This window comes from Stenotrophomonas sp. GQ19 (assembly GCF_059758695.1).
In genome coordinates, this window is the sequence record NZ_JCAXES010000002.1 from 318,074 (window position 1) to 330,388 (window position 12,315).

At 68.5% G+C, this 12,315-nt stretch carries 9 protein-coding genes; 6 read left to right on the top strand and 3 right to left on the bottom strand.

Annotation, left to right across the window (positions count from 1 at the left end; all coding sequences use genetic code 11):
* Positions 1-110 precede the first annotated feature (110 nt).
* The 5 genes from AC6CHL_RS05495 (at position 111) to AC6CHL_RS05515 (ending at position 9,068) form a co-directional block, all read left to right on the top strand.
* Positions 111-2,561, top strand: coding sequence for a TonB-dependent receptor plug domain-containing protein (locus AC6CHL_RS05495; protein ID WP_498293692.1), 2,451 nt, complete (start codon positions 111-113; stop codon positions 2,559-2,561).
* 232 nt (positions 2,562-2,793) lie between these two features.
* Positions 2,794-3,552, top strand: coding sequence for a trehalose-phosphatase (gene otsB / locus AC6CHL_RS05500; protein WP_498293694.1), 759 nt, complete (start codon positions 2,794-2,796; stop codon positions 3,550-3,552).
* Positions 3,553-3,646: 94 nt separating this feature from the next.
* On the top strand, positions 3,647-5,428 hold the full coding sequence (locus AC6CHL_RS05505; RefSeq protein ID WP_038686657.1) for a glycoside hydrolase family 15 protein: 1,782 nt from the start codon (positions 3,647-3,649) through the stop codon (positions 5,426-5,428).
* Positions 5,425-6,789, top strand: coding sequence for an alpha,alpha-trehalose-phosphate synthase (UDP-forming) (otsA, locus tag AC6CHL_RS05510; protein ID WP_038686655.1), 1,365 nt, complete (start codon positions 5,425-5,427; stop codon positions 6,787-6,789). Before AC6CHL_RS05505 ends, otsA begins: the two co-directional genes overlap by 4 nt.
* Positions 6,790-7,730: 941 nt before the next feature.
* Entirely contained in the window at positions 7,731-9,068 is a 1,338-nt protein-coding gene (locus AC6CHL_RS05515; RefSeq protein ID WP_498293695.1) for an OmpA family protein, read from the top strand.
* Between the two features lie 7 nt (positions 9,069-9,075).
* Here the strand turns inward: AC6CHL_RS05515 and AC6CHL_RS05520 are convergent, their stop codons facing one another.
* Genes AC6CHL_RS05520 through rluD form a run of 3 tightly spaced genes read right to left on the bottom strand, consistent with a single transcriptional unit; the run spans position 9,076 to position 11,286 of the window.
* On the bottom strand, positions 9,076-9,507 hold the full coding sequence (locus AC6CHL_RS05520; protein ID WP_498293696.1) for a thiol-disulfide oxidoreductase DCC family protein: 432 nt from the start codon (positions 9,505-9,507) through the stop codon (positions 9,076-9,078).
* Positions 9,508-9,511: 4 nt separating this feature from the next.
* The gene (pgeF, locus tag AC6CHL_RS05525; protein ID WP_498293697.1) at positions 9,512-10,291 is read right to left on the bottom strand and encodes a peptidoglycan editing factor PgeF; all 780 of its coding nucleotides are present in this window, start codon (positions 10,289-10,291) and stop codon (positions 9,512-9,514) included.
* Positions 10,291-11,286 carry a 23S rRNA pseudouridine(1911/1915/1917) synthase RluD gene (gene rluD / locus AC6CHL_RS05530; protein ID WP_447595339.1) on the bottom strand — a complete coding sequence of 332 codons (996 nt, stop codon included), beginning with the start codon at positions 11,284-11,286 and terminating at the stop codon, positions 10,291-10,293. The genes pgeF and rluD overlap by 1 nt, the downstream gene beginning before the upstream one ends.
* 116 nt (positions 11,287-11,402) lie before the next feature.
* On the opposite strand from rluD, the gene AC6CHL_RS05535 reads away from it, so the two are divergent.
* Complete coding sequence (locus tag AC6CHL_RS05535) at positions 11,403-12,287, top strand: outer membrane protein assembly factor BamD (protein ID WP_038686647.1); 885 nt, start codon at positions 11,403-11,405, stop codon at positions 12,285-12,287.
* Positions 12,288-12,315 lie beyond the last annotated feature (28 nt).

The window sequence follows — 12,315 nt, forward strand, 5'->3', positions numbered from 1 at the left end:
TATATCGCTTCATCCGGATGGATTGGTAGTGCCGACCGTCAGTCGGCACCCCCCAGTCCCCCTGCCCCCACCCCTTTCGCCCTCCCCCTCGTCGTCCTGCTGGAGTCCGCATGTCCCGTCCGTCCGCGTCGCGCCTTGGCCTTGCCATCGCGCTCGTCCTCTCCTCCCCCCTGCTCGCCCAGGACGTACATGCGCAGGACGCGCCCGGCTCGGCCACCACGCTGGACACCGTGATCGTCACCGGCACCCGTGCGGTGGACCGCACCGTGCTGGAATCCACCTCGCCGGTGGACGTGCTCACCGCCGAGGACATCCGCAAGGCCGGCGTGGTCAATGGTGAGCTGGGTAGCGCGCTGCAGGCGCTGCTGCCCTCGTTCAACTTCCCGCGCCAGTCCAACTCCGGCGGCGCCGACCACATCCGCGCCGCGCAGCTGCGCGGCCTGTCGCCCGACCAGGTGCTGGTGCTGGTGAACGGCAAGCGCCGCCACAGCAGCGCGCTGGTCAACACCGACAGCAAGATCGGCAAGGGCACCACGCCAGTGGACTTCAACGCCATTCCGATCAGCGCGATCAAGCGCATCGAAGTACTGCGCGACGGCGCCGGCGCGCTGTACGGCTCCGACGCGGTGGCCGGGGTCATCAACGTGATCCTCGACGACGCCCCGGAAGGCGGCGCGTTCGAGGCCAGCTTCGGTGCCAACCACACCGACCTCAAGCCCATCGACCGCACCATCACCGACGGCCAGACCAGCTACGCCAGCGCCAAGGTCGGCACCCGGCTGGGCGATGAGGGCGGCTTCCTGCGCGTGGGCCTGGAGCTGAAGAACCACGAAGGCACCAACCGCGCCGGCTTCGACCAGATCCCGCCGTGGGACCAGAGCGCCACCAACCTGGCCCTGCAGGGCAAGCGCAACTACGTGCTGGGCGACGGCAAGACCAAGGATCTGAACGCCTGGATCAATACCGAGCTGCCGTTCGGTGAGACGTCCAAGTTCTACTTCTTCAGCACCTTCAACCAGCGCGACAGCGAAGGCGCCAACTACTTCCGCTACCCCGACAGCGACGCCAACTGGGCGCAGGTGTACCCGAACGGCTACCGGCCGATTTCCGAGGGTGAAAACCGCGACGTGCAGGCCGTGGCCGGCGCCAAGGGCCAGTGGGGCGAGTGGAACTACGACGCCAGCCTGGACTACGGCACCAACAGCTTCACCTACCGCCTGCGCAACTCGCTCAATGCCTCGCTGGGCCCGACGAGCCCAACCCGCTTCAAGACCGGCGATTACCGCAACGAGCTAACCGTGGCCAACCTCGACCTGGGTCGGGTGTTCAGCCAGGGCGAGAACATCACCCACAGCCTTGGCCTGGGCGTGGAGGCGCGGCGCGACCACTACCAGACCCGCCCGGGCGACCCGAGCAGCTATGCCGCCGGCCCGTTCACCGACCGCCCGACCGGCTCGCAGGCCGGCGGCGGCCTGACCCCGCAGGACGCCACCACGCTGTCGCGCGACGTGGCCAGCGCCTACGTCAGCCTGTCCAGCCAGTTCGGCGAGCACTTCTCCAGTGACCTGGCCGCGCGTTACGAGCACAGCGACGACTTTGGCGGCGAGCTCACCGGCAAGCTCGGCCTGCGTTACGAGTTCGCCCCGGCGTTCGCGTTGCGTGGTGCGATCTCCAACAACTTCCGCGCCCCGTCGCTGGCGCAGATCGGCTACGAATCCACCTCCACCGGCTACAACGCGGCCGGGCAGCTGGTGCAGGGCCGGGTGCTGTCGGTGAACAACCCGATCGCGCGCGGCCTGGGCGCCACCGCGCTGAAGCCGGAGAAGTCGCTCAATACCAGCCTGGGCTTCACCAGCCGCATCGGCGACCACTTCGATGTGTCGCTGGATTTCTTCCAGATCGATATCGACGACCGCATCGCGCTGTCGGAGAGCATCACCGGCGATGCACTCACCGACTACGTGCAGCAGCAGTTCGGCGTGGCCGGCCTGCAGAGCGCCAGCTTCTTCGTCAACGCCGCCGATACCCGCACTCGCGGTGCCGAGCTGGTGAGCAACTGGCGGCAGTCGCTGGGCAACGGTGAGCTGGTGCTGACCGGCACCTATGCGTACACCAAGACCACGCTGAAGAACGTGCTGGCCACGCCGGCCAGCCTGCTCGCGCTGGACCCGGACTACGTGCTGTTCGGCGTGGAGGAAACCAACACCCTCACCGACGCCACCCCGCGCACCCGCGGTTCGGTGGCGGCCAGCTGGAGCAATGACCGCTGGTCGCTGAGCAGCCGGGTGAACCGTTATGGCAGCGTCACCCGCGTGTTCAACTTCGGCGACGGCTTCATTCCGCGCCAGACCTACGGCGCCGAGTGGCAGCTGGATGCGGAAGTGGAATTCAAGATCACCCCGCAGTGGAGCGTGGCGGTGGGCGGGCAGAACCTGACCGACAACTACTCGGACCTGTCCAACGACGATATCTACTACTACGGTAACCTGCCGTATGACGTGTTGTCGCCGGTGGGCAGCAACGGCGCGTATTACTACGGGCGCGTGCGGTATACGTTCTGACCGGGGGTGCAGCCGACCAACGGTCGGCTCTACCGTATTGTGCAGCCGACCAACGGTCGGCTCTACCGGGCGGTGAACGGAAACAGGTAGAGCCGACCGTTGGTCGGCTGCTCTGATCCCCGCCGCCGCACCTGCGCCGTGGGGGAATGCGCGGCGCGCACCGCGCGTGAAAACAACGCGCCGCACCATGCCATGACCTGACGATCACACCCACGCTGGCATGTTGGCGGGCATGGCCAACGACCTCCCCCCACGTCCGCCGCCGCCGTTGCTGGACGATGCCTGCGCGTTGTTCCTCGACGTGGATGGCACCCTGATTGAATTCGAACGCGACCCTGAAGCGGTCACGCTGCTGCCGGAAGTGCGTGATGCGATCGGGCGCATCAGTGATCGCCTGGAAGGCGCGGTCGCGCTGATCAGCGGCCGCCCGCTCGGCCAGCTCGACGATCTGTTCGCGCCCCTGCACCTGCCCGCCGCCGGCCTGCACGGCCACGAGCTGCGCAGTGCCGATGGCCGCCTCGACAGTCCCGCCGACACCACCGACACCAGTGAATGGCTGCACGCCGTGCACCAGCAGGCCATGCGGTTCGCGCACGGCCATCCCGGCGTGCTGGTCGAAGACAAGGGCCGCAGCCTGGCCCTGCACTGGCGCGGCGCGCCGCACGCGGCCAGCGACGTGCGCGCGTTCGCTGAGCGACATATCCGCGGCAATGCCGGCTACCGCCTGCAACCTGGCGACCACGTCGTGGAGTTTGTTCCCGAAGGCAGCGACAAGGGCCGCGCCCTGCAACAACTGATGCAGCACCCGCCGTTCCGTGGCCGCCTGCCGGTGTTCCTGGGCGATGACCTCACCGACGAGTTCGGCTTCGATGCGGCCAATGCCCAGCATGGCTGGAGCGTCCTGGTGGGCGCGCGCAGCCCCAGCGCCGCCGTGTTCGCGCTGCCGCACATCCGCAGCGTGCATGCCTGGCTGCAGGAAAACGCCTACTGATCCTTCCCGCCCGCGCCACACCGCGTGGGCGCCCCATCCAACGTGCCGCTGGCCTTGCGTGCAGCGGCCTGCCTTGAGCGAGATTGCAGTGCCCATGAAACAACCTGATCTGAATCTTGGCGTGGTCGGCAATGGCAGCTTCGGCGCCCTGATCGACCAGCAGGCGCGCGTGGTGTGGAGTTGCCTGCCCACCTTCGACGGCGACCCCACCTTCTGCGCCCTGCTCAGCCCCAACCAGAACGAAGGCGGCGATTTCGCGATCGAGCTGGAAGACCTGGTCGGCACCGAGCAGAGCTACCTCACCAACACCGCGATCCTGCGCACCGTGCTGCACGACAAGCACGGCGGCGCGCTGGAAATCATCGATTTTGCGCCGCGCTGGCGGCAGAACGATCGCTTCTACCGTCCGGTCAGCCTGATCCGCCAGGTGCGCCCGCTGGCCGGCAATCCGCGCATCATCGTGCGCGCCCGCCCGCTGGCCGACTGGGGCGCACGCGTGCCGGCCTCCACGTGGGGCAGCAACCACATCCGCTGGGAGCTGCCCGACCACGTGCTGCGCCTCACCACCGACGTGCCGCTGCGGTTCGTGCGCGACGGCCTGCCGTTCGTGCTCAGCCACCCGGTGCACCTGGTGCTGGGCGTGGACGAATCGTTGAACCGCTCGCTCAGCGGGTACGTGCAGGAGTCCTTCCAGCGCACCCGCGACTACTGGCGCGAATGGGTGCGCTACCTGTCCATTCCGCTGGAGTGGCAGGACGCGGTGATCCGCAGCGCGATCACCCTCAAGCTGTGCCAGTACGAAGACAGCGGCGCGATCATCGCCGCGATGACCACCTCCATTCCCGAAGCGCCCGGCAGCATCCGCAACTGGGACTACCGCTACTGCTGGCTGCGCGATGCCGCCTTCGTGGTGCGTACGCTCAACCGGCTCGGTGCCACCCGCACCATGGAGCAGTTCCTGGGCTACATCTTCAACCTGGCCACCACCGATGGCAGCCTGCAGCCGCTGTATGGCATCGGCTTCGAGGCCAAGCTGGAGGAAACCGAAGTGGCCTCGCTGGACGGCTACCGCGGCATGGGCCCGGTGCGGCGCGGCAACCTGGCCTGGGTACAGCGCCAGCACGACGTGTACGGCAGCGTGGTGCTGGCTTCCACGCAGCTGTTCTTCGACCAGCGCCTGCAGGATCCCGGTGACGCGCACACCTTCGCGCGACTGGAGCCCCTGGGCGAGCAGGCCTTCGCCCTGCACGACGTGCCCGATGCGGGGCTGTGGGAATTCCGCGGCCGCACCGAAGTGCACACCTATACCAGTGCGATGTGCTGGGCCGCGTGCGACCGGCTGTGCAAGATCGCCATCCGCCTGAAGCTGGATGACCGCGCAGACTACTGGCGCGACCGTGCCAACACCATCCACGCGCGCATCCTGCATGAAGCGTGGAGCGACGACCTCGGCCATTTCACCGACACCTTCGGTGGTCACCGCCTGGATGCCTCGTTGCTGTTGCTGGCCGACATCGGCTTCATCGAAGCGCACGACGCGCGCTTCATCGCCACCGTCGAGGCCATTGGCCGCGACCTCAAGCACGGCAATGCGCTGTACCGCTACGTTGCACCGGACGATTTCGGCGAGCCGGAAACCAGCTTCACCATCTGCACCTTCTGGTACATCGACGCGCTGGCGGCAATCGGCCGCATGGACGAAGCGCGCGACATGTTCGAGACCCTGCTGGAACGCCGCAACCACCTGGGCCTGCTCTCCGAAGATCTGGCGTTCGACAACGGGGAGGCCTGGGGCAACTTCCCGCAGACCTATTCGCACGTAGGCCTGATCACCGCAGCGATGCGTCTGTCGCGCAGCTGGCAGGAAGCATCATGAGCCGGCTGGTTGTTGTCTCCAACCGCGTCGCGGCACCCGGCGTGGCCGCGCCCGGCGGGCTTGCAGTAGGGCTGCTGGCCGCGTTGAAGGAACGCGGCGGCCTGTGGTTCGGCTGGAGTGGCAAGTCGGTGCGCGACGCCAGCGGTGCGCTGCATGAGCAGACCGAGGGGGACATCCGCTACGTCACCATGGACCTCAACAAGCCCGACGTGGACGGCTACTACAACGGCTTTGCCAACCGCACGCTGTGGCCGCTGCTGCACTTCCGCCTGGACCTGGTGGACTACGACCGCGCCACCCGCGAAACCTACCGGCGGGTCAATGCACTGTTCGCCGAAAAGCTGGCGCCGCTGCTGCGCGAAGACGACATCGTGTGGATCCACGACTACCACCTGATTCCGCTGGCCTCGCTGCTGCGCGAGCGTGGCATCGGCTGCCGCATCGGGTTCTTCCTGCACGTACCGATGCCCTCGGCCGACCTGCTGCAGGCCATGCCCGACCACCTGCGCCTGTTTTCCAGCCTCTACGCCTACGACCTGGTGGGCTTCCAGACCCAGCGCGACACCGACCGGTTCCAGTCCTACGTGCGCCTGTTCGGGGGCGGCCGGGTGTTGTCCGATGGCGAACTGGAAGCGCCCGGTGGCCGACGCTTCCGTGCCGCCGCCTTCCCGATCGGCATCGATACCGGCCACATCGAGCGCCAGGCCAAGGCCGGCGCCAACAAGCCGGCCGTGCGCGACCTGCGCAACAGCCTGCGCGACCGCCAGCTGGCCATCGGCGTGGACCGGCTGGACTATTCCAAGGGCCTGCCGGAGCGCTTCCAGGGCTTCGAGCGGTATCTGGAACGCCATCCCGACCAGCGCGGCAGCCTCACCTACCTGCAGATCGCGCCGGTATCGCGCGGTGATGTCACCGAGTACCGCCAGCTGCGCGGCCAGCTGGAACAGATCGCCGGGCACATCAACGGTGGCCATGCCGCGCCGGACTGGACCCCGCTGCGCTACGTCAACCAGAACTTCACCCATGCCACCCTGACCGGCTTTTACCGTGCGGCGTCCGTGGGCCTGGTGACCCCGCTGCGCGATGGCATGAACCTGGTCGCCAAGGAGTACGTGGCCTCGCAGGATCCGGAGAACCCCGGCGTGCTGGTGCTGTCGCTGCTGGCCGGCGCAGCCGATGAACTCAAGCAGGCGCTGCTGGTGAACCCGCACGACCTGGACGGCGTGGCCGATGCAATCGCCACCGCCGCCACCATGCCCCTGCGCAAACGCACCGAGCGTTGGCAGGCCATGATGGAGCACCTGCGCACTTACGACATCAACCACTGGCGGCAGACCTACCTGCAGGCGCTGGAGGGCTGATCGCGGACCCAGTGCAATGCGGGCCCTCAGGGGTAGAGCCGACCGTTGGTCGGCTGCCCTTCCTCCCGGCGCCGCGATACCTGATGGACGCACCGCGCCTTGCGCGGCGCAGCCGACCAACGGTCGGCTCTACCCGCTTGTTCGCGTCGGCTCCCGGCGCAATGTGGGTCCCTCCAGCCTAGAGCCGACCGTTGGTCGGCTGCCCTTCCTCCCAGCGACGCGATACCTGATGCATGCACCGCGCCTTGCGCGGTGCAGCCGACCAACGGTCGGCTCTACCGGGGTGTTCGTATCGGCCCAGGACGCAACGTGGATCCCTTACTCGTAGAGCCGACCGTTGGTCGGCTGCCCTTCCTCCCGGCGCCGCGATACCCGATGCATGCACCGCGCATTGCGCGGTGCAGCCGACCAATGGTCGGCTCTACCGGGGTGTTCGTATCGTCACCCGGCGCAATGTTGATTCCTTACTCGTAGAGCCGACCGTTGGTCGGCTGCCCTCCCTCCCGGCGCCGCGATACCCGATGCATGCACCGCGCCTTGCGCGGTGCAGCCGACCGACGGTCGGCTCTACCGGGTTGTTCGCCGGCCGACCATCGGCACCCACCGGCCTGTTGGTGTCGGCCAGCGGGCACCGCGCAACAGATGACGCTTTCCGCACGAATTGATTGCAGATGAAACAAGTCGTCCAGCGCGCGGCCATCGTCCCGCAGGATGTCGCAATCAACCCGCCTCACGACGCAATCGTCGGCGCCACAACGCCTTACGGCAATAGACCTCGTTTATCGCGATCCCGCTACGGCACGCAGAGACGAAAGCACGCGCGAAATTTCATTTCGCATTGACGGTCCCTGACCAAAGTGACGCCCCCAAGAGCCCATCCATATCGCATGGGCCGGTTCGTGCACCGTCGCGTGCACGGTTCATTCAAGGGGATGGATTGCATGTCAGCGCTCGACCGTTTCATCAATGATGCCGCCGCACGACTGGAGCTGGGCTACCGCGCCCGCAGCGTAGTGAACGTGCTGGCCGGCTGGATCGCGTCGCACCCACTGGGCCTGGACGGCCTGGCGCAACAGTTCGAGCAGGCCGGGCTGGGCGCCCAGTTCCGTAGCTGGCAGCGACCGACCGAACCCTCCCGCCCCGTGCTGGCGAGCGAACTGGAGCACGCCATCGGCACCCATGCGCTGGTCACGATGGCGCGCCGGGCCGGATTTCCGCCCGGCACGTTCCGGGTGATCGCCTGCGAGCTGCTGCCCGGCCTGGTCGCGCTGGCCAGCGCGTCCGGTCCTGTACGCGCCGCTGCACTCGGTCCTGCGGGCCTGCATCGCCCACGGGGACTCACGCCCGCCCCGGCGCGCACGGTGCAGGGCCTGGCCCTGCGCGGCATGCTGTGGATGCTGGCCGGCGTCGCGCTGATCGGGTTCACCACCTGGCTGCACCTGAAGATCCGCGCGCCACACTGGGTGGCCCCGGTCATCACCGAACAACGCGATGCGCGGCTGTCGATGCACCAGTACGGCGACCGCCTCCTGGTGCAGGGGCGCCTGCCCAGCGAGGCCGCCCGCCGCCAGGTCTGGAATGCGCTCACCGCCCTGTATGGGCGCGACAACGTGCGCGGCGGGATCGAGCTGGATCCTGCTACCCGCCCTCCACGCTGGCTGGACCGGCTCACCGCCCGCATTGCGCAGCTGGAAGGCGACGGATTGTTGCTGGACTTCAACGGCGATGCATTGCGGGTGGATACCTCGGCGATGGTCGCCGAGCAGCGCCTGGAGGTATCCCGGCTGCTCCGCCACCACTTCGGCGACCTGCAGACCACCGGGCTGTGGGGACCGGGACTGGCCGCGCTGGCCGCCCTGCCTGCGCAGGCCGAGGCCACCACGGTGGTGGAGGCGTTGAACCGGACCACCCTGAAGTTCCGTGCAGGCTCGGCGGCGCTGACCGGCGACAGTGCCGACACCGTGGATGCCGTGGCGGCCGCACTGACGCTGCTGCCGGCGAGCACGCGCATCGAAGTGGCCGCGCACACCGACAGCACCGGCCACGCCGACGCCAGCCTGCTGCTGAGCCAACAGCGCGCCGCGGCGGTGGTGCAGGCACTGCAGGAACGCGGCGTACCGGCCTCGATGCTGGTCGCCACCGGCCTCGGGCAGCAGTACCCGGTCGCCGACAACCGCGACGATGCCGGACGCGCACGCAATCGACGGATCACCTACACGGTGCGTGCGCCGGAGCGCGACGCAGGGAACGCCGTTGCCGTGGCCTGGCAGGACCGGTGAAACCGTCTCAGTCGAGGAATCGCCCGGCCTGTCCGGGCGCCGGCAGGTAACAGCTGTCATGCCGACCGAACCAGCGGTAGCGGTTGCGCGCCAGCGCGCGGTAGGCGCGATCGCGCCAGCCCGAAGGCAGCAGCCGCAGCACGGCCGTCAGCCGCCAAGCACCGCCAAGGCCGGCCAGCACCCGCAGGATCGCGTCGGTATCGGTCCAGGCCTGGCCGTTGTCCAGCAACAGGAACGACAGCGGATCGTCCGGGTCGAGCCCGTGCTGCTGCAGCAACGCACGGCCGTGGCTGCCCTGCATCGCCGCGAACCGGTAGCGCCCCTCCCGGTCGAACCGCAGCAGGAACCGAACCCAGCGGCTGCACAGCGCGCAGACCCCGTCGAACACGATCACCGCGTGGTCGGCACTGCGGTTGACGTCGGCGGGGGTGCGGTCCATGGGCTCAGCGCGCCATCCAGGCCAGGGTCGCCATGCGCCCGGTACGGCGGTCGCGCCGGTGCGAGTAGAAACGCTGCGGGTCATCGATGCTGCACAGCTGGCCGCCGGTGATCTGCGCCGGGTCGACCCCCACGCTGTGCAGGCGGCGCCGGGCCAGCGCGTACAGGTCCACCTTCCAATGCCCCGGGCGGGTGGCCACGAACGCCGCTTCGGCGCCCGCGTCGCGTTCGACGAAGGCGGCGAATACGTCCTCGCCCACCTCGTAATGGGCCGGGCCGGCGGCTGCGCCCAGCCACGCCTGCAGCTGGGCCGCCGGGGTGCGCATGGCGGCCACGGTGGCTTCCAGCATGCCGTCGGCCAGGCCGCGCCACCCGGCATGGGCCGCGCCGATCTCGCTGCCATCGCGGGCGGCCAGCACCACCGGCAGGCAGTCGGCGGTCAGGATCGCCAGCACCACGCCCGGCACCGAGGTGACCGCCGCATCGGCGGTCGGCTCGGTCTCCACGCCCTGCGCGGTGGGCGCGGCGTCGAACCGCAGCACCGTGGTGCCGTGCACCTGGCGCAGCCAGTGCGGCGCCGACGGCAGGGCCAGGCCGGCCTGCAGCAGGTCACGGTTGCGCTGCACCTGGGCCGGATCGTCGCCCTCGGCGGCGTAGCGGTTGCCCATGTTGAACTGGTCGAACGGCGGCACCGACCCACCCGCGCCGTAGCGCAGGGTGGTACCCGCCTGTACCCCGGCGGGCGCAGGCCAGTCGGCCGCCAGCAGCGGAACCGGCGTTGGCATCAGCGACGCCCGCGTTCCAGCTCGGCGAAGCGCTTGCTGTCTTCGCGCAGCGCCTGCAGCAGGGCCAGCATGTCCGCCGGCGGCGGCGCGCTGTTGGTGATGGTCTCACCGGTGATGGGGTGCACGAACTCCAGCGTTTCGGCGTGCAGCGCCTGGCGCTTGAAGCCGCGCAGCTGCGCAACCAGTTCATCGCTGGCACCCTTGGGCAGCTTCAGCGCGCCGCCGTACAGCTGGTCGCCGATGATCGGGTGGCGCAGGTGCGCCATGTGCACGCGGATCTGGTGGGTGCGGCCGGTTTCCAGGCGGCATTCCAGCGCGGTGTGCGCACGGAAGCGCTCGCGCAGGCGGTAATGGGTGATCGCGTCCTTGCCGTCTTCACGCACGGCCATGCGCACGCGGTCGCGCGGATGGCGGTCGATGGCCGCATCGGCGGTGCCACCGGACACCAGCGCGCCCACCACGATGGCCAGGTACTGGCGGTGCACTTCGCGCGCCGACAGCTGCTCGACCAGCGCGGTCTGCGCCTGGATCGTGCGGGCGATCACCATCACCCCGCTGGTGTCCTTGTCCAGACGGTGCACGATGCCCGCGCGCGGCAGTACCGACAGCGAGGGGTCGCGGAACAGCAGTGCGTTGACCAGCGTGCCGGTGGGGTTGCCCGCACCGGGGTGGACCACCAGCCCGACCGGCTTGTTGATGACGAACACGTGCTCGTCCTCGTACAGCACGTCCAAGGGGATGTCTTCCGGCTCGGCATGGGTCTGGGTGTCAAGCACGACATGCAGGCTGGCCACCTCGCCGCCCCGCACCGGGTCGCGCCCGCGCACGGTCTGGCCGTCCAGCAGGACGTCCCCGGACTTGATCCACTCGGTCAGCTTGGACCGGGAGAATTCAGGGAACAGCTCGGCCAGGACGGCGTCGAAGCGCCGTCCAGCGGCGGTATCGGGCACCACGGCCTGGCGGGGGGATTCGGATTCGGAAGCGTTATCGGACATGGGGAAAGCACCGCTGGGAGACAAATTTGGGGTCCCGTCGACCACTTTCAGTCGCAGGACAGGCCACTAGGCTATCATCGACCCTTCGTATTCCAGCCGCGTCCCGCCCTGACCCCATGATCCGACGCTCTTCTTTGCTGTCCGCGCCCGTCCGCACCGCCGCCCTGCTGCTGGTCCTGGCCCTCGTCGCCACTGGCTGCCACCGCGGCACCAAAGGTGACAATCCGGACGAAGGCCTGCCGGTCGAACAGATCTACGAGAAGAGCCACCGCCTGATGGAAGGCGGCAACTGGAGCGGGGCCGAAGCCAACTTCCGCCGCCTGATCGCCCAGTACCCGTATGGCCCGTACACCGAGCAGGCGATGATCGAAACCGCCTACGCCCAGTACAAGGCCGGCAAGCACGATGACGCGGTGTCCAGCGTGGACCGCTTCATCCGGACCTACCCGACCCACCGCAACATCGCCTACATGTACTACCTGCGCGGCCTGTCCAACGGCAACCGCAATACGGTGTTCCTGCGCCGGGTATGGGCGCTCGACCCGAGCCGCCGCGACCTGTCCACCCCGCACCAGGCCTACGCCGACTTCAATATCGTCGTCGACCGTTACCCCAACAGCCGTTACGCCGCCGACGCGCGCCAGCGCATGATCGAGCTGCGCGACGTGTTCGCCCAGCACGAGCTGGACAACGCCCTGTACTACCTGCGCCGCCAGGCCTGGGTATCGGCAGCGGGCCGTGCCAACTACCTGCTGGAAACCTACCCGCAGAGCGCCTTCCAGTACGACGCCGTGGCCACCCTGGGCGAGGCCTACACCCGCCTGGGCAACAAGACCCTGGCCGACGACGCCCGCCGCGTGCTGGAGCTGAACCAGCCCGAGCACCCCTGGCTGCAGGGCAACTGGCCGAAGTACCCGTGGATGGTGCGCAAGCTGAACCCCTTCGCCGGCGAGAAGTCCGCCAGCACCGGGCAGCGCAACGCCAAGATGGAACGCAAATAATGAAAAGGCCCCGAAAGGGGCCTTTTTC

Excerpts from the sequence above, each read along its gene's own strand:
- AC6CHL_RS05515 (WP_498293695.1), top strand. The coding sequence starts at position 7,731 with ATGTCAGCGCTCGACCGTTTCATCAATGATGCCGCCGCACGACTGGAG.
- otsA (WP_038686655.1), top strand. The coding sequence starts at position 5,425 with ATGAGCCGGCTGGTTGTTGTCTCCAACCGCGTCGCGGCACCCGGCGTG.
- AC6CHL_RS05505 (WP_038686657.1), top strand. The coding sequence starts at position 3,647 with ATGAAACAACCTGATCTGAATCTTGGCGTGGTCGGCAATGGCAGCTTC.
- AC6CHL_RS05520 (WP_498293696.1), bottom strand. The coding sequence starts at position 9,507 with ATGGACCGCACCCCCGCCGACGTCAACCGCAGTGCCGACCACGCGGTG.
- otsB (WP_498293694.1), top strand. The coding sequence starts at position 2,794 with ATGGCCAACGACCTCCCCCCACGTCCGCCGCCGCCGTTGCTGGACGAT.
- pgeF (WP_498293697.1), bottom strand. The coding sequence starts at position 10,291 with ATGCCAACGCCGGTTCCGCTGCTGGCGGCCGACTGGCCTGCGCCCGCC.
- rluD (WP_447595339.1), bottom strand. The coding sequence starts at position 11,286 with ATGTCCGATAACGCTTCCGAATCCGAATCCCCCCGCCAGGCCGTGGTG.
- AC6CHL_RS05495 (WP_498293692.1), top strand. The coding sequence starts at position 111 with ATGTCCCGTCCGTCCGCGTCGCGCCTTGGCCTTGCCATCGCGCTCGTC.
- AC6CHL_RS05535 (WP_038686647.1), top strand. The coding sequence starts at position 11,403 with ATGATCCGACGCTCTTCTTTGCTGTCCGCGCCCGTCCGCACCGCCGCC.